13 protein-coding genes and 1 pseudogene are annotated in these 17,761 nt (G+C 68.5%); 9 read left to right on the top strand and 5 right to left on the bottom strand.

From position 1 onward, the window contains the following. The 3 genes and pseudogenes from VNS22_RS03230 to glgB all read left to right on the top strand — a co-directional run. Nucleotides 1-1,043 (top strand): annotated as a pseudogene (locus VNS22_RS03230) (DUF3416 domain-containing protein); the annotation flags it as partial. 6 nt (nucleotides 1,044-1,049) lie between these two features. Continuing rightward, nucleotides 1,050-4,406: a maltose alpha-D-glucosyltransferase gene (treS, locus tag VNS22_RS03225; RefSeq protein ID WP_325729562.1), complete on the top strand. Its 3,357-nt coding sequence runs from the start codon at nucleotides 1,050-1,052 to the stop codon at nucleotides 4,404-4,406. Then, on the top strand, nucleotides 4,403-6,610 hold the full coding sequence (gene glgB, locus VNS22_RS03220; RefSeq protein ID WP_349261694.1) for a 1,4-alpha-glucan branching protein GlgB: 2,208 nt from the start codon (nucleotides 4,403-4,405) through the stop codon (nucleotides 6,608-6,610). The genes treS and glgB overlap by 4 nt, the downstream gene beginning before the upstream one ends. A 24-nt stretch (nucleotides 6,611-6,634) precedes the next feature. Here glgB and VNS22_RS03215 read toward each other — a convergent pair whose 3' ends face one another. Further along, nucleotides 6,635-7,309, bottom strand: a complete 675-nt coding sequence (locus VNS22_RS03215; RefSeq protein WP_325729558.1) for a GntR family transcriptional regulator — start codon at nucleotides 7,307-7,309, stop codon at nucleotides 6,635-6,637. A 206-nt stretch (nucleotides 7,310-7,515) separates the two neighbouring features. Between VNS22_RS03215 and VNS22_RS03210 the strand changes: the two genes are divergently transcribed. The 6 genes from VNS22_RS03210 (at nucleotide 7,516) to VNS22_RS03185 (ending at nucleotide 14,869) form a co-directional block, all read left to right on the top strand. Next, complete coding sequence (locus VNS22_RS03210) at nucleotides 7,516-8,580, top strand: sugar ABC transporter substrate-binding protein (protein ID WP_349261697.1); 1,065 nt, start codon at nucleotides 7,516-7,518, stop codon at nucleotides 8,578-8,580. An 80-nt stretch (nucleotides 8,581-8,660) separates the two neighbouring features. Continuing rightward, entirely contained in the window at nucleotides 8,661-10,211 is a 1,551-nt protein-coding gene (locus tag VNS22_RS03205; protein ID WP_325729554.1) for a sugar ABC transporter ATP-binding protein, read from the top strand. Next, on the top strand, nucleotides 10,208-12,283 hold the full coding sequence (locus tag VNS22_RS03200; protein WP_325729552.1) for an ABC transporter permease: 2,076 nt from the start codon (nucleotides 10,208-10,210) through the stop codon (nucleotides 12,281-12,283). Before VNS22_RS03205 ends, VNS22_RS03200 begins: the two co-directional genes overlap by 4 nt. 15 nt (nucleotides 12,284-12,298) lie before the next feature. Next, the gene (locus VNS22_RS03195) at nucleotides 12,299-13,075 is read left to right on the top strand and encodes an SDR family oxidoreductase (protein WP_325729550.1); all 777 of its coding nucleotides are present in this window, start codon (nucleotides 12,299-12,301) and stop codon (nucleotides 13,073-13,075) included. A gap of 24 nt (nucleotides 13,076-13,099) precedes the next feature. Continuing rightward, nucleotides 13,100-13,972, top strand: a complete 873-nt coding sequence (locus VNS22_RS03190; RefSeq protein ID WP_349261696.1) for an SMP-30/gluconolactonase/LRE family protein — start codon at nucleotides 13,100-13,102, stop codon at nucleotides 13,970-13,972. 24 nt (nucleotides 13,973-13,996) lie between these two features. Continuing rightward, the gene (locus VNS22_RS03185) at nucleotides 13,997-14,869 is read left to right on the top strand and encodes an SMP-30/gluconolactonase/LRE family protein (protein WP_325729546.1); all 873 of its coding nucleotides are present in this window, start codon (nucleotides 13,997-13,999) and stop codon (nucleotides 14,867-14,869) included. Between the two features lie 158 nt (nucleotides 14,870-15,027). Here VNS22_RS03185 and VNS22_RS03180 read toward each other — a convergent pair whose 3' ends face one another. From VNS22_RS03180 to VNS22_RS28480, 4 genes are all read right to left on the bottom strand, one after another. Then, complete coding sequence (locus VNS22_RS03180) at nucleotides 15,028-15,618, bottom strand: hypothetical protein (RefSeq protein ID WP_325729544.1); 591 nt, start codon at nucleotides 15,616-15,618, stop codon at nucleotides 15,028-15,030. A 551-nt stretch (nucleotides 15,619-16,169) separates the two neighbouring features. Continuing rightward, nucleotides 16,170-16,844 (bottom strand): SOS response-associated peptidase, encoded by a 675-nt coding sequence (locus tag VNS22_RS03175; RefSeq protein WP_349261695.1) that lies wholly within the window; start codon nucleotides 16,842-16,844, stop codon nucleotides 16,170-16,172. A gap of 326 nt (nucleotides 16,845-17,170) precedes the next feature. Beyond that, the gene (locus VNS22_RS28485; protein ID WP_325729540.1) at nucleotides 17,171-17,470 is read right to left on the bottom strand and encodes a transposase; all 300 of its coding nucleotides are present in this window, start codon (nucleotides 17,468-17,470) and stop codon (nucleotides 17,171-17,173) included. Between the two features lie 25 nt (nucleotides 17,471-17,495). Further along, nucleotides 17,496-17,761, bottom strand: a 266-nt coding sequence (locus tag VNS22_RS28480; RefSeq protein ID WP_325729538.1) for a hypothetical protein, incomplete at its 5' end; no start/stop codon positions are given.

Here is a 17,761-nt window from a genome sequence, read left to right as displayed (position 1 = left end):
ACATCGCGATCCAGGCCTCGCCCGACCATCCCTGGCTCAAGCAGCACCCGGACTGGTTCGACTGGCGGCCGGACGGGACGATCAAGTACGCGGAGAACCCGCCCAAGAAATACGAGGACATCGTCAACGTCGACTTCTACGCCAAGGGCGCGATGCCCTCGCTCTGGGTGGAACTGCGCGACGTGATCCTGCTCTGGGTGGAGCAGGGGGTGAAGCTGTTCCGGATCGACAACCCGCACACCAAGCCCTTCCCGTTCTGGGAATGGCTGATCGCGGACGTGCGGCGCGACCATCCGGACGTGGTGTTCCTGGCCGAGGCCTTCACCCGGCCCAAGGTCATGTATCGCCTGGCCAAGATCGGCTACTCGCAGTCCTATACCTACTTCACCTGGCGCAACACCAAGTGGGAGCTCACCGAGTACCTGACCGAGCTCACCCAGACCGCGCCCAAGGATTTCTTCCGGCCGCATTTCTTCGTGAACACGCCGGACATCAACCCGGACTTCCTCCAGGACGCGCCGCGCTCGGCCTATCTGATCCGCGCGGCACTGGCGACCACGCTGTCCGGGCTTTGGGGCATGTATAACGGCTTCGAGCTGTGCGAGGGCCGGCCGGACGCCAAGAAGAAGGAATATGCGGACAGCGAGAAGTACGAGATCCGCGCTTGGGACTGGGACCGGCCGGGCAACATCATCGCCGAGATCCGCCAGCTGAACCGGATCCGCCGGACCAATCCCGCCCTGCACAGCCATCTGGGTGTCAGCTTCCTCCAGGCGTGGAACGACCAGGTCCTGTTCTACGAGAAGGCCACGCCCGGGCGGGAGAACGTCCTGCTGATCGCGGTAGGCCTGGACCCGCACCACGCCCAGGAGGCCGATGTCGAGCTGCCGCTGTGGAAGTTCGGGCTGCCCGACCACGGCACGCTGGAGGTGGAGGACCTGATGCGCGGACAGACGTTCACCTGGACCGGCAAGCACCAGCGGATCCGCTGTGATCCTGGCGAACTGCCCTTCTCGATCTGGCGCGTGGCGGCAAGGGGCTGAAGAACGATGCTTGAGAAGAACGAGGCGTCCATCCTGGAGCAGGAGGCAGCACCACCGCCCGAAACGGACTCCGACATCGCCACGGGCACGCGCGGCGATCCGCTTTGGTATAAGGACGCGATCATCTACCAGCTCCACGTGAAGTCGTTCTTCGATTCCAACAATGACGGGATCGGCGACTTCGCGGGGCTGCTGCAAAAGCTCGACTACATCGCCTCGCTGGGCGTCAACACGATCTGGCTCCTGCCGTTCTACCCGTCGCCTAGGCGCGACGACGGCTACGACATCGCCGAATATCGCGACGTCAGCCCCGACTACGGCACGCTCGACGAGTTCAGGACCTTCGTGAAGGAGGCCCATGCCCGCGGCCTGCGGGTGATCACCGAGCTGGTGATCAACCACACCTCCGACCAGCACCCCTGGTTTCAGCGTGCACGCCGCGCCCCGCCGGGTTCACCTGAGCGCGACTTCTATGTCTGGTCGGACAACGACCAGAAATATCCCGAGACCCGGATCATCTTCATCGACACGGAGAAGTCGAACTGGACCTGGGACCCGGTGGCCGGTGCCTATTTCTGGCACCGTTTCTACTCGCACCAGCCGGACCTGAACTTCGACAACCCGCAGGTGCTCGAAGAGGTCCTGAGCGTGATGCGCTACTGGCTGGACATGGGGATCGACGGGCTGCGCCTCGACGCGATCCCCTATCTGGTCGAGCGGGAAGGGACCAACAACGAGAACCTGCCCGAGACCCATGTGGTCCTGAAGAAGATCCGCGCCGCATTGGACAAGGAATATCCCGACCGGATGCTGCTGGCCGAGGCCAACCAGTGGCCGGAGGACACTCAGCAATATTTCGGCGACGGCGACGAATGCCACATGGCGTTCCACTTCCCGCTGATGCCGCGGATGTACATGGCGATCGCCAAGGAGGATCGGTTCCCGATTACCGACATCCTGCGCCAGACCCCGGAGATCCCGAGCAACTGCCAGTGGGCGATCTTCCTGCGCAACCATGACGAGCTGACCCTCGAGATGGTGACGGACGAGGAGCGGGATTATCTCTGGAACACCTACGCCGCCGACAAGCGCGCGCGCATCAACCTGGGCATCCGCCGCAGGCTGGGCCCGCTCATGCAGCGCGACCGGCGTCGCATCGAGCTGATGAACGCCCTGCTCCTGTCGATGCCGGGCACGCCGGTCGTCTATTACGGCGACGAGATCGGCATGGGCGACAACATCTACCTGGGCGACCGGGACGGGGTGCGCACGCCCATGCAGTGGTCGCCGGACCGCAACGGCGGCTTCTCCCGCGCTGATCCGGCCGGCCTGGTCCTGCCGCCGATCATGGACCCGCTCTACGGCTATGAGACGGTCAACGTCGAGGCGCAGAGCCGCGACCAGCATTCCCTGCTGAACTGGATGCGCCGCGCCCTCACCCTGCGCCGCAGCCACCCCTCCATGGGCCGCGGCAGCTTCCGGCTGCTCTATCCGGCCAACCGCAAGGTCCTGGCCTATCTGCGCGAGCTGGACGGCGACACCATCCTGTGCGTCGCCAACCTGTCGCGGGCACCCCAGGCAGTGGAGCTCGATCTGTCGGCTTACGCTGGCTACGTCCCGCTCGAGCTGACCGGCCCCACTCCCTTCCCGCCGATCGGCCAGCTCACCTATCTGCTGACCCTGCCGCCCTATGGCTTTTTCGGCTTCCAGCTCATGCCGGAGGCGGACAGCCCGAAATGGCGGATGACCCCGCCCGAGCAGCTGCCCGAGTTCGAGACGATCGTGCTCCGCCACTCCCTGGGGGAGATCATGGAGCCGCGGACCGCCAATGCGATCGCGAAGGACATCCTGCCGACCTATCTCCCGCTGCGCCGCTGGTTCGCCGCCAAGAACGAGCGGCTGACCGCTGCCCGGGTCGCCTGGTCGATCGCCATGCCGTTCGCCGAGGACGTGGTGCTGGGCGAGATCGAGGCAACGCTCGGGGACCGCGCGGAGCGCTACTTCCTGCCGCTCGGCGTCACCTGGGACGGCGGGGCGCCGAACCCGCTGCCGCAGCAGCTGGCGCTGGCCCGGGTACGCCGCGGGCGCCGGGTGGGCTTCCTCACCGACGGCTTCGCGGTCGACCGCTGGGCGCACGGGCTGCTGCGCGCCTTGTGCGACGGCACCCAGATCAGCACGCCCGAGGGGCGCATCGACTTCGTGGGTGCACCCGGCCTCGACTGCAGCGAGCTCGGCGAGGACGCGCCGATCCGCTGGCTGTCCGCCGAGCAGTCCAACAGCTCGCTGGTCATCGGCGACTTCGCCATGATCAAGCTGGTGCGCCGCATCCACCCGGGCATCCATCCCGAGGCCGAGATGACCCGTCATCTCACGGAAGCGGGCTATGCCAACTCCTCGCCGCTGCTGGGCGAGGTGCTGCGGGTGGGTGAGGACGGCACGCCGCACACGCTGGTGATCGTCCAGGGCGCCATCCGCAACCAGGGCGATGCCTGGCACTGGCTCCTGGAGAACCTGAAGCGCACGATCGACGAGCATGCCCTGATGGCGGCGGACGAGCATGGTGACGACGAGGAGGTGTTCACCACGCTGGACAATTTCGTGGGCGTCGTCGGCCGGCGCCTGGGCGAGCTCCATGCGGTGCTGGCCAGGCCCAGCGATGACCCGTCCTTCGCCCCGGTATCGGCCGACGCTGCGGCACTGGACGAATGGCGCTCGCGTGCCGCCAACCAGCTCGCCACGGCGTTCACGATCCTGGAGCGCGCGCGGGCCGATCTGGAGCCCGAGCTGGTCACCCTCGCCGACCGGCTGCTCACCATGCGGGAGCCGCTGCTGGCAGCGGTCGACCGCCTGGCCGAGGCCGGCAAGGGGACGCTGATGACCCGCATCCATGGCGACTTCCACCTGGGCCAGGTCCTGGTGGCGCATGGCGATGCGTACATCATCGACTTCGAGGGCGAACCCGTCCGGCCGCTGGCGGAGCGCCGCGCCATCACCAGTCCGCTGCGCGACGTGGCCGGCCTGCTCCGCTCGCTCGACTATGCGGCCGTGTCGGCGGTGCCGCCGGAGGAGGAGGCGGCCACGCCACAGCTGCAGGAAGCGCGGCTCCGGCTGGTCGACCAGTTCCGCCAAGGTGCGGAGCAGGCATTCCTCGCCGGCTATGTCGAGGCGATCGACGCGGCACCCCAGCTCGGCTTCTCGCCAGAGCGGCGCGATCCGCTGCTCGACCTGTTCCTCCTGGAAAAGGCAGCCTACGAAGTGCAGTACGAAGCGGCCAACCGGCCGAGATGGCTGGGCATCCCGTTGCGCGGGCTGGCCACCATCGCCGACCGCCTCACCGCCAGCGGCACCGGCGAGGTGGCATGATGGCGGCGCAGGAATCCCTTCTGGCCGGCATCGATCTGGCCGAGGTGCAAGCACTGGCGGAAGGCCGGCACGGCGACCCGTTCGCGATCCTGGGGCCGCATGCGCATGGCGAGGGCGGCATCGTGCGCGCCTTCCTGCCGGGCGCTTCCGCAGTCGAACTCCTGGCGCGGGAGACCGGCGAGCGGCTGGCCTTCCTGGAGCCGGTCCACCCTGCCGGCCTGTTCGCCGGGCATCTGGAACGCTTCAGCGCCTACCGCTTCCGGATCCACTGGCCGGAAGCGATCCAGGAGACCGAGGACCCCTACAGTTTCGGCCTGCTGCTGGGCGAGCTCGACCTGCACCTGATCGCCCAGGGCACCCATTACCAGCTGAGTCATGTGCTGGGCGCCACGGCCATGACCTGTCACGGCGTGCCGGGCGTGCGGTTTGCCGTCTGGGCGCCGAATGCCAGGCGCGTCTCGGTGGTGGGCGACTTCAACGCCTGGGACGGGCGGCGCCACCCGATGCGCCGGCGCCAGGAGGCCGGGGTCTGGGAACTGTTCATCCCGCGGCTCGGGCCGGGCGACCGCTACAAGTACGAACTGCTGGGCCCGTCGGGCCAGCTCCTGCCGCAGAAGGCCGATCCGGTGGCCCGTGCCGCCGAGGCGGCGCCCGGCACGGCCTCGATCGTCGCCCGTGCCGAGCCATTCCGCTGGACGGACGAGGGCTGGCTGGCGCAGCGGGCGGAACGGCAGGGCGGCAGCGCGCCGATCTCGATCTACGAGGTCCATGCCGGCTCCTGGATGCGCGATGCCGCCGACGGCAACCGCAGCCTGGACTGGTCGGAGCTTTCCGAGCGGCTGATCCCGTATGTGGCCGAGATGGGCTTCACCCATATCGAGCTCCTGCCGATCATGGAGCACCCGTTCGGCGGCTCCTGGGGCTACCAGCCGCTGGGCCTGTTCGCGCCGACCGGCCGCTACGGCACGCCCGAGGACTTCGCGGCCTTCGTCGACCGCTGCCACGCCGCGAACATCGGCGTGATCCTGGACTGGGTGCCCGCACACTTCCCGACCGACGTGTTCGGCCTGGCCCAGTTCGACGGCACCGCACTCTACGAGCACCAGGATCCGCGCGAAGGGTTCCACCAGGACTGGAACACGCTGATCTACAATCTCGGCCGCAACGAGGTGAAGGGCTTCCTGATCGCCAGCGCCCTGGACTGGCTGGAGCGCTTCCATGTCGACGCGCTGCGCGTCGATGCGGTGGCCTCCATGCTGTACCGCGACTACAGCCGCAAGGCCGGGGAGTGGATCCCCAACCGCTATGGCGGGCGGGAGAACCTGGAAGCGGTCGAGTTCTTCAAGCACCTGAACAGCATCGTGCCGCAGCGCTGCCCGGGTGCGGTGACGCTGGCCGAGGAATCGACTGCCTGGCCGGGCGTGACCAGGCCCGTCGAGGAAGGCGGGCTGGGCTTTACCTACAAATGGAACATGGGCTGGATGCACGACACGCTCCACTACATGGAGCAGGATCCGGTCTACCGCAGCTACAACCACGGCGCGTTCACCTTCGGCATGGTCTATGCCTATACCGAGCGCTTCGTGCTGCCGCTGTCCCATGACGAGGTGGTGCACGGCAAGGGCTCGCTCCTGCGCAAGATGCCGGGCGACGACTGGCAGAAGTTCGCCAACCTGCGGGCCTATCTGGGCTATATGTGGGCGCATCCCGGCAAGAAGCTGCTGTTCATGGGCTGCGAGATCGCCCAGGTCGCCGAGTGGAACCATGACGCGCAGTTGAGCTGGGAGCTGCTGGACGACCCGCGCCATGCCGGGATGCAGCGCCTGGTGCGCGACCTGAACCGGATCTACCAGGACGAGCCTGCCCTGCACGCGACCGACTTCGATCCCAATGCGTTCGCCTGGGCGGTGGTCGACGACGCCGCCAACTCGGTGTTCGCCATGCTGCGCACCGCACCCGACAGCGGCTCGGTCATCCTCGCGGTCAGCAACATGACGCCGGTGCCGCGCTACGGCTACCGGATCGGCGTACCGCGGGCAGGGACCTGGCAGGAGATCCTGAACACCGATGCGCTGGGCTATGGCGGCAGCAATGTCGGCAATGGCGGCAGCGTGCCTACCGAGGAGGTGCCGGCGCACGGCCAGGACGTCTCGCTCCAGCTGGTGCTGCCGCCGCTCGCGACCGTCCTGTTCCGACTGGCCTGATTCCTGGTGAGCTGACCGCCGCCGTCAGCCCAGGAGCGGCTCCAGGAGTGCCGCCGCTTCCTCGATATCGGCGCACAGGGCCGCCCGCGCGGCCTTGCCGTCCCGGCGGGCCAGCGCGTCGCGCATCGCCTGGTGCTGCCGGTTCGCAGTCCGCCAGTTGCCGGAGCCGCGCAGGAGGCTGAGATAGGGGCCGATCTGCAGCCATAGGCTCTCGATCAGCGCCAGGAGGGTGTCGGAACCGGCGGCCTCGTAGACGGCAAAGTGGAAGCTGCGATTGAGCGGCAGGAATCCGGGATGGTCGGCCGTGCCGGCGGCAGCCGACATGTGCTGGATCAGCCCGTCGAGCCGGCCGAGCGTCGCGGCATCGACGTTCGCTGCCGCCCATTCTGCCGCGATGCCCTCGACCTCGACGCGGACCCGGCAAAGGTCGGTGAGCCTGGCGATCGTGAGCGGCGGAATCCCCACCGAGCGGCCGGTCACCACCGTCAGCGCCTTGGCGGCACTCAGCCGGTGCAGGGCCTCGCGGACCGGCATGGCGCTGACCTGGAACGCCTCGGCGATGCCGCCGATGGTCATGGTCCGGCCAGGCTCCAGTTCGCCGTCCAGGATCATCTGGACCAGCTGCCGATAGACCCGCTCCTGCATGCTGTCCCGGCCGACCGGGCGCGCGGGCAGCCGGCCTGCCTCTACGAGTGTCATTATTCCTCCCCGATTCGTTCGCCGCCGCAACGCGGATGGGTCGCGAGCGCGGTTGCCGTACCCCGTGATCTATGATCAAAGATCAGCCAAGGGACAATACCGGCGGCAGACAGGCCCGCCGGGAGGGGGAGGCAGAACCGATGAGGAATCTACGCAAGCTGTTCGCGTCGCTGCTGGCGGCCGGATGCGTGATCGGTGCCGGCGGGATGGCCGGCGACGCGGCCGCGGCCGAGAAGCACAAGATCTTCTTGTCGATGAGCTATATCGGCAATGACTGGCAGGCCGAGGCCGCCAACATGATCAAGGCGATGGCCGCCCACCCGTCGATGCGGGACAAGGTCGACCTGCAGGTCCAGGTGTCCGGCCCGAACGCGCAGCGCCAGATCCAGCAGATCAACTCGATGGTCCAGGCCGGTGCCGACGCGATCGTCGTCTACCCGATCTCGCCCACGGCGCTGAACCAGGTGGTGCGCGCCGCCTGCGGGCGCGGCGTCACCATCATCGCCTATGACGCCGAGATCACCGAGCCCTGCGCCCACAACGTCACGATCGACCAGACGGAAGCCGGGCAGAAGACCGCCGAGTGGCTGGTCGACAAGCTCGGCGGCAAGGGCAAGATCGTGGCGATCACCGGTGTGCCCGGCACCTCGGTGGACACGCTGCGCACCGCGGCGGCCAAGGAAGTGTTCGCCAAGCACCCCGAGATCGAGATCGTCGCCGAGGCGCCCGGCATGTGGAGCCAGGCCAACGCGCGCACCGAGCTGTCCAAGATCCTGGCGACCCATAAATGGGCCGACATCGACGGGCTGTGGATGCAGGTCGGCTGCTTCACCGCCAACGCGATGCAGATCGAGGCGGGCATCAAGCCCGAGGATCTCCTGCCCTGCGCCGGCGAGGGCTCGAACGGCGGCCGCATCCAGGCCCTGCCGGTCGGCACCGAGGTCGAGGGCGCCAACGGCATGTATGCGCCGATGGGTGCCCAGCGCATCTCCTACGCCTCGCCGCCCTATTCCGGTGCGCTGGCGCTGAAGCTCGCGGTGCAGAAGCTGGAAGGCAAGGAGATCCCCAAGCTCACCACCCTGCCGCTGCCGCTCTACACCAGCGAGGAGATGAAGCTCTGCGAGGAGGGGACCTGGCAGGAGATGTCCGAGGGCTGCAACGTGTTCAAGCCGTCGATCATCACCAATCCCGGCTGGTTCGCCTCGATCTACTCGCCGGATACCCCTGAGGTCGGCCTGAACGCGGCGCTCCTGGGCGAGCCCGAGCAGTAAGCCGGAACATCGACCGTCCCGGGCGGCAGGATCCGCCCGGGACGGTTTTTGTGCTTCATCTTCCGTAGCGGGATTAAGGGATGGCCGTCGCTCAGCCCTTGGCGGCAGACGCACTGAAAGTCGTGAATGCCACCAAGGCTTATGGCGCCACCGTGGCGCTGGCCGGCATGTCGTTCACGGTGGCGCGCGGCGAGGTCCACGCCCTGCTCGGCGAGAACGGTGCGGGCAAGTCGACCACGGTGAAGATGCTCTCCGGCTTCATCCAGCCCGACGCGGGCAGCCTGGAGCTGTTCGGCGAGCCGGTCCGGCTGGCCAGGCCGCAGGACGCGCAGCGCCTGGGAGTGCAGACCGCCTATCAGGAGATGACGCTGGTCCGCGACCTGACCGTCACGGACAACATGCTCCTGCCCAGGGCGCCGACCGGCATGCTCGGCCAGCTGCGCCGGCGCGAGGGCGAGCGGCAGGTGGCGGCCCATCTGGCCTCCCTGGGCCTGGCGGACGTCGACCCGCGCGCGGAGATCCGCGAGCTGGAGCTGCCGGTCCGGCAGAAGATCGAGATCGCGCGTGCCGTGTTCCGCAAGCCGCGCATCCTCCTGCTCGACGAGCCGACCTCCAGCCTGACCGGCCGCGACATCGACTGGCTGGGCGAGCTGATCCGGACCGTGACCCGCGACGGCGTCACCGTGGTGTTCATCTCGCACCGGATGCCCGAGGTCCGGATGTTCTGCGACCGGCTCACCGTGCTGCGCAACGGCAAGGAAGTCGGCACCGCACCGGTGGACCAGGTGAGCGACGACGAGGTCGTGCGGATGATCATCGGCCGTTCCCTGGCCGCGACCTTCCCGCCACGGCCGAAGCCCCGGGCGAAGCCGGCCACTCCGCCGGTCCTGGAGGCGCGCCGGGTCGCCACCGCCGGACGGCTGGAGGACGGCAACTTCTCGCTCTGGCCGGGCGAGATCCTGGGCATCGCCGCCCTGCAGGGCATGGGCCAGCAGCAGCTGTTCCTGAGCTGCTTCGGCATGGCCCCGCTGACCAGCGGCCAGATCCTGGTCGACGGCCGCGAGGTGACTCTGGCCTCGCCCAAGGACGCGATCGCCGCCAATATCGGCATCAGCCTGGTGCCGGAGGACCGCAAGACCGAGGGCCTGTTCCTGAAGCTGGACGGGCGGCGCAACGTCAGCCTGCCGGTGATCGACCGCTTCACCCGCCACGGCCTGATCGACGAGGCCGCCGAGACCGAGGCGGTCGAGCGGGTGTTCCGGCAGGTCGAGGTGGCACCCCGGGCGCTCTACACCCCGGCCGGCGCCTTTTCCGGTGGCAACCAGCAGAAGATCGCGATCGGCAAGTGGCTGCTGGCCGGCAGCCGTACGCTCTTGATGTTCGACCCCACCCGCGGCGTCGACGTCGGCACCAAGCACCAGCTCTATCTGATGATGCGCGCGTTTGCCGATGCCGGCGGCGCCGTCCTGTTCCATTCCACCGAGCTGGCCGAGCTCGTGAACCTGTGTGACCGGGTCCAGGTCATGTATGGCGGCCGGACCGTGGCCGAGCTCGCCGGCGACGAGATCGAGGAGGAAGCGATCATGCGCTTCGCGCTGGGCGAGCAGCGCCCTGCCGGGATGGCGGCATGAGCACGACGCTTGCCATGGCCGAGCGCACGCCGGCCCGCCGCCGCGCCGGCCTGGGCCGCACGCTCGCGCGCCATCGCGGCCTCCTGGTCGCGTTCCTGGTGTTCGTCGCCCTGTTCCTGGTGGTCGACTGGATCTCGCCCGGCCCGTTCAGCTATTTCGAGCTGAGCTTCATGTCGTCGGGCGGCGCCACCCTGGCGCTGGCCGCGATGGGCCAGACCTTCGTGATCCTGAGCGGCGGCTTCGACCTGTCTGCCGGTGCGGTGATCTCGCTGGTCAACGTGGTGCTCGCGACCTGGATGGGCGAGAGCGTCGGCTCGCAGCTCGCCATGACCGTAGCCGCGCTCCTGATCGGCGGGACGGTCGGCGCCTTCAACGGCTTCTTCGTGGCCTTCGTCCGCCTCCAGCCGATCGTGGTCACCCTGGCGTCGATGTTCATCGTCCAGGGCATCACCTTGCTGATCATGGACAAGCCGGGCGGGATGATCGCGCCCGAATTCTCCATGGCGCTGACCGGCGACGTGATCACCGACCTCCTGCCGGCGCCGATCGTGGTGCTGCTGGCAGCCCTGCTGGTCTGGTTCCTCGTGCGCAACTCGCGCTTCGGCACCGGCATCTACGCGGTCGGCAGCGACGAGGAGGCCGCCCGGGCCGCCGGCATCGCCACCCGGAGCGTGAAGTTCTGGGCCTATACCCTGGCCGGCCTGTTCTATGGCGCGGCCGGTGCCTTCATCTCGGCGCAGACCGGCTCGGCCGACCCGCTGATCGGCCGGCCGATGCTGCTGCAGGTATTCACCGCGGTGGTGCTGGGCGGCACCATGCTGGGCGGCGGGCGCGGCGGTGCCGTGGGCTCGCTGGTCGGCGCCTACATCCTGATGATCGTCGTCAACATCCTGCTCGTGCTGAACGTCTCGGCCTATTACAGCTCGGTGGTCGAGGGTCTGATCCTGATCATCGCGGTGCTGGCCGGCTCGTTCCACCGCAACTCGCCGGTGGCCGGCTATCTGCGCCTGCTCGCGACCAATTTGCGCGCGCGCCGCACCGGCACCCTGGCGCGCAGCCACCCGGCCCAGCCCTTCTCGCCCGAGCTGCCGGCAGCGCCGCTGAAGGCCGGGCAGGCCGATGGGGCCTCCTGGCTGGAGCGGCATCGCCAGACCCTGCGCTACCTCGTGCCGGCCTATGTCGGCTTCGTGGTGGTGCTGCTCGCGACCCACCTGATCTACGGCAGCACGCTCACCAACCCGGCCTACTTCAACTCGCTGCTGGTGCTGTCGTCCTTCCTGGCGATCCTGGCGCTGGGCCAGGGTACCGCGATCCTGACCGGCGGGCTCGACCTGTCGCTGCCCTGGATGATCGGCCTGATCGGCATCGTCACCGCCGACCTGATCAGCGGCTCGGATGCCGCGGCCCTGTGGGTAATCCCCTTCGGCCTCCTGCTCGGCACCGCACTGGGCATGGCCAATGGTGCCGGCATCGTGTTCCTGGGCCTGCCGCCGATCGTGATGACCATCGCGATGAACGGCATCCTGCAGGGTGCGGCCCTGGTCTACAGCGACGGCACGCCCGCGGGCTTCGCCTCGCCCACGCAGCGCTGGCTGATGACCGGCAGCTTTTTGGGCGTCACCCCGGTGATCTGGCTGCTCGTGCTGTTCGTGGTGGTGGCCCTGCTGCTGCTCGGCCGCACCGTGTTCGGCCGGCGGGTCTATGCGGTCGGCAACAGCCCGCTGGTGGCGCAGCTCTCCGGCGTGGGCGTCGGCGGCACGCTGATCCGCACCTATGCCCTGTCCGGCTTCTGCGCGGCCCTGGTCGGCATCCTCCTGTCCGGCTTCTCCGGCCAGGCCAGCCTCGGCATGGGCGACGAGTATCTGCTGCCGTCGATCGCGGCGGTGGTGGTGGGCGGCACGCTGATCACCGGCGGGCGCGGCCATTATCTGGGCATGCTGGGCGGCGTCCTCCTGCTGACGGCCCTTGCGACCCTGCTGGCCGGCACGACCCTGCCGAGTGCGGTGCGCGACATCATCCTGGGTGTGGTGGTGCTGGTGGCCGTGCTGGCCCTGCGCGATCGCAACCCCTGAACGGAGCGGAACATCATGCCTGAACTTTCGGCCAAGGGGCAGCGGGTCCTGGTGACCGCCGGCGCGGCCGGGATCGGCCGGGCGATCGTCGACGCGCTGGTCGAAGCCGGTGCGAAGGTGCTGGCCAGCGATGTCGACGCGGCCGCCCTGGCTGCCCTGAAGCAGGCGCAGCCGGACGTCCTGACCTTCCAGGCGGACGTCGCCGACGAGGCGGCGGTCGACCGGCTGTTCGAGGAGGTGCAGGCGCAGCTGGGCGGCCTGGACGTGCTGGTGAACAATGCCGGGATCGCCGGCCCCACCGGGGCGATCGAGGAATTGTCGCTGGCGGACTGGCGCCGCTGCATCGATGTCGACCTGACCGGCCAGTTCCTGTGCGCGAGGCGCGCCGTGCCGCTGCTCAAGGCTGCCGGCGGCGGGGTCATGATCAACATGAGCTCGGCGGCCGGCCGGTTCGGCTATGCCTTCCGCACGCCCTATGCCGCCGCCAAGTGGGGCGTGATCGGCCTGACCCAGAGCCTCGCCAAGGAGCTGGGGCCGGCGAACATCACGGTGAACGCCATCCTGCCGGGTATCGTGGCCGGGCCACGCATGACCGGCGTGATCGATGCCCGTGCGAAGCAGGTGGGGGTGCCCTACGAGGAGATGGAGGCGACCTATCTCGCCCGCGTCTCGCTCCGGCGCATGGTGAGCCCGAACGACGTGGCCGCCATGGCGCTGTTCCTGGTCTCGCCGCTCGGCCGCAACATCTCCGGCCAGTCCTTGGGCGTGGACGGCAATGTCGAGAGCCTCTGAACGAACGGGAAGCCTGCTGCCATGCTGCGCATCGAACTCCTGACCGACACGCGCGACGAGCTGGGCGAGGGCCCTCTCTGGGACGTCCAGGAGCAGCGCCTCTACTGGATCGACAGCCACGGCAAGGCCGTCCACCGTGCCGACGCACGCGGCCAGGACCGGCAGAGCTGGCAGGTGCCGGAGCATATCGGCTCGATGTGCCTGCGCGAGGGCGGCGGCGCCGTGGTCTCCCTGCGCAACGGCTTCCATTTCCTCGATCTGGCCTCCGGCGAGGTCCAGCCCATCACCGATCCGGAAGCGTCGGTGCGGCGCACCCGCATGAACGACGGCAAGGTCGACCGGCAGGGCCGCTTCGTCGCGGGCGGCATGGACTATGAGGAGCGCGAGCCGCTGGCCGGCCTCTACCGCCTCGATCCCGACCTGACCGTGACCAAGCTGGAAAGCGACATCATCGTCAGCAACGGCCCGTGCTGGAGCCCGGACGGCACCATCTTCTATTTCGCCGACAGCTGGACCCGGAAGATCTGGGCCTATGCCTACGACACCGAAACCGGCGACCTGCTCAGCCGGCGGATCTTCGCCGACTTCGAGGGCCATCTGCGTGGCTATCCGGACGGCGCCACCGTCGATTCGGAAGGCTATGTCTGGAGTGCCGAGGTCTATGGCGGCCGCCTGGTCCGCTTCGCCCCGGACGGCACGATCGACCGGCTGGTCGGCATGCCGGTGGACAGCATCACCAGCGTGATGTTCGGCGGCGCCGACCTCGACATCCTCTACGTCACTTCCATGGCCCGCCCGTTCGGGGGCAGACGCCGCCAGGAGCGCGAGGCAGGCGGCCTGTTCGCCGTCCATGGCCTGGGTGTGCGCGGCCTGCCCGAGCCGCGCTTCAAGGGCTGAGACAGGCTTCAAGGAGAACGAGCAATGCGCATCGAGGTCCTGGTCGACGTCAAGACCACGCTCGGCGAAGGCCCCTTGTGGGACGTGGACGAGCAGCGCCTCTACTGGATCGACAGCTTCGACGGCCGGGTGTTCCGCTGCACCGAGGACGGCCGCGAGGTGCGCGCCTGGGACGTGCCGCAGAAGATCGGCTCGATGGCCCTGCGCAAGAATGGCGGCGCGATCGTTTCCCTGCAGCGCGGCTGGCACAGCCTGGACTTTCAGTCCGGCGAGGTCGAGTTGATCCACGATCCCGAGCCGGACAAGCCGAACAACCGGATCAACGACGGCAAGGTCGACCGCCAGGGCCGCTTCGTCGCGGGCTCCATGGACACGATGGAGGAAGGCCCGAACGGCGCCCTCTACCGCATGGACCCGGACCTGTCGGTGACCAGGCTGGAAGGCGACATCATCGTCAGCAACGGCCCGTGCTGGAGCCCGGACGGCAGGACCTTCTACTTCACCGACACCTGGTCCGGCGAGATCTCCGCCTACGACTACGACACCGCCACGGGCGCCATCGCCAACAAGCGCACCTTCGCGAAGATGCAGTGGGAAGGCGGCGCCTTCGACGGCGCCACGGTGGATGCCGAGGGCTGCGTCTGGAGTGCGATCGTCTATGCCGGCAAGCTCGCCCGCTATGCGCCGGACGGCACGCTCGACCGGGTGATCGACATGCCGGTCAAGAAGGTCACCAGCGCCATGTTCGGCGGCCCGAACCTGGACATCCTCTACGTCACCTCCATGGCCAAGCCGCCTCTGCCGCGCTTCCCGGACGACCCGGCCCCGCGTGGCTCCCTGTTCGCGATCTATGATCTGGGCGTGCGTGGCGTGCCGGAGGCCCGCTTCGCCGGCTGAAGGGAAGGACTGGCTTCGTCGCCGCCTCTTCCTCCGGGATTGCACAGCCGCCGAGGTCGACGGGTCGGGTCAGCGCCCATGGCCCGTCGACCTGCCGGGGAACTCGTCGAAACCTGACGATCGCCACTGCGCCACGTCCGGGACGGACGCTGGCAGCATCAACGCCGATAGGACGTCGATACCGAGAGCATCGCTCCAGGCCGGTCGGTGCGTTTTCCAGCGCTGCCGTCCTCGTGGACCTGCCGGATCTCGATGAAGAGGCTGACATGGTCGCTCAGGGTCCGCCCGTCGGGACCATGCCCAGGCAGCGCACGTACCCGCACGGCCCGCAGATCCATCGTGTGCCAGAGGTGATCGATCGACGGCCGGCCGAACTCCGGAATGGCGCCTTCCGTCGCCAGCCGCAGGAACGGCGGGATGGCGTCGGTCAGTACCTGGAACGCGCGCAGGGGCGCCCGCCTGCGCGGGATGAACTGGTTGACGTCGCCAAGGAGGATGGTGCGCCCGGTATGTTCATGCCGCGCAAGGACACCGGACAACCCGCCCAGGAAGGCGAGGTGATCCTCCCACCGGCGCCGGTCCTTGCGTCCTGTAGCGACGTGGGCCCCCGGCCATGGCACGCACACCCCGATCATGCGCAACGACCCCAGCTTCGTCTCGGTCGTGCCCGAGACGAAGCGCCCGGAAGGAAGGCGCCCGTCGCCCAGATCGTCGATGCCGGTCCATGGCTGCCTGCTCCAGAGCAGCACCTTCCGCCGCCCCTCCTTCAGCGGATACCCATAGTCGGCCCTGGCACTGATCAGGTGCCGGTCGGGCAGGAAGTCCGTATGCCTCGGTCAGGCAGACGACATCGGGAGCATGTTGCTCGACGATGTCCGCGATTGCCCGGCCGGCGAGTGGCGGCGCCGCCAGGCGATGTTCCAGAGCACGATCCTGACAGAAGGCGCATCACGTCCCTGTTCCTGCATCATGCTGCCGGCCGGCTGCCTCCTGGGTGGCACACAGGACCTACTTGCAGATCGGCGGGCTCAGCAATCCCACGAGCTTCATGTGCGTATCGGGCGATGCCCTCTGGCACCCGGGCCGGTCGTCGCGGGCGCTAGTCTCGACATTCCGTGGTCAGAGTAAGTTCATCCTGCGCCGGTCCGATGGACGCCCGATCCATGGGGAGGAGCGTCTGAGGCCGGGGAAGAAGCGCCTCATGCTCCCGGGTGCGTTCAAGCGCGCGGCCGTCGACGGGTCCTCGCGAGCGAGTTGCCGATCGTCGACGGACGGCATGCCGCCCGGAAACGCACCGACTTCAGAAAGGCAAGGACGGCTCCGGTCCGTCCTCCTGCAGACCGTCTTCCCGCTGGCCGGTGGCCACGACCTGCAAGGCTTCGGCGGGCAGGGGGCGCTGCAGGGCAAGGGCCTCCTCGGTGCTGCCTTCCAGCCAGGTGTCGCACTCCTCCTGCGTGGTCAGCAGCACTGGCATGGCCTTCGCATGGATCGGCCGCACCACGTCGTTGGCCGGGCAGGTGAGGAAGGCATATAACTGGTGCTCGCCCTCCACCGGTTCCGCCTTGGTGCCGCGCATCCCGGTCCAGGGGCGCCACAGCCCCGCGAACGCGAACAGCGGCCGGGACGGATCGAGCGCGAACCAGTGCGGCACCTTGGGCTGGCTGTCCGTGTACTCGCAGAACGAGCTGGCCGGTACCAGACAGCGCCAGCCGGGCTTCAGCCAGCCGCGCCAGTAGGGGCTGGCGAGGTTGCGGATGTTGGTCACCGGCCGCCCCCCCAGGTTCGGCGGCGGCGGGAAGCCCCAGCGCATCATGGCGAGCTCGCGCGTCCCGTCCTGGGCCCGGTGCACCACCGGGGCCAGCCGGTCCGGGAAGACCGCCGGCAAGAGCGGCAGGTTGCCGGTCGTGTCCCGCATCGCCCCGGTGAATGCCCGGATCGCGTCCTGACCCCTGGTGAGCGAGTAGAGATTGCACATGGGCCGCCACTCCCGGTCCGTCGCCACGCCGCCAGCCGTGGCACCATCCGCCCTGCCGCTCAACCCTGTCCGTCCTGCCCCCGACTACCATGGCCTCGCCGGCCACGCCGTAATACCCTCTCGGAGCTCAACGGACGCTCCCGGCCCGACCGCTGCCAGCACTATGGCCCCGGTTCGGCGCGGCCCAGGGAGACTGCCGCGAAAGCTTGGCCTTCGGCACGGGGAAACTGAGCATGAAGTGCCGCGGCCCTGCTGGAGCATGGCCGTCCGTCTGCACCCAATGGATGGGTGGGGCTGGATTGGCCGCCACTAGGTAGGGAACTCACTCAGCCTGTACTGAGGCAATGGTGACGAGTGCGCGCGGCCAGGCAGTCTTGGGCGAGGCGGTCATAGCGCGTGGCAATGTGTCGCCAGTTCTCGAGCCGGCCGAACCGCCGCTCGATCAGTTTGCGCCGGGCGCAAGCCTTGTGGTCGAGCGGATAGGGGATGGTACGACTGGCGGTGGCGGAGATCACGGCCTGGATGTGCCGAGCCCGGAGCCAGGCACGCAGGTTGTCGGCATCATGGGCCTCGTCGGCGATCAGACACCGGGACGGCGACGAGGCGCTCAGCAGCGGGATGGCCATGCCGATGTCGGTGATGTTGCCGGCGTCAGGGTGAAGGCAACCGGTCGGCCACCATCATCGGCCAAGCAATGGATCTTCGACGTCCGGCCGCCCCGCGCGCGGCCGATCGCTTGGCACCATTCGCCTCCTTGCCGCCAAAAGCGGAGCGATGGGCGCGGGTGCGGTCGAGAGCAAGCTCGGCCGGAATGTTCCCGTGCCGGCAATGCGCTGGAACAGGCGCTGCCACAGACCATGCCGCGACCATCTGTTGTCTGTTGTTGCAGCGGTTGTAGGCGGCCATGGCCGGCCGCA

The organism is Geminicoccus sp., assembly GCF_035556675.1.
Classification (GTDB): Bacteria; Pseudomonadota; Alphaproteobacteria; order Geminicoccales; family Geminicoccaceae; genus Geminicoccus.
Note: the sequence above shows the minus strand (reverse complement) of the source record. Positions and strands in the feature narration are given on the sequence as shown.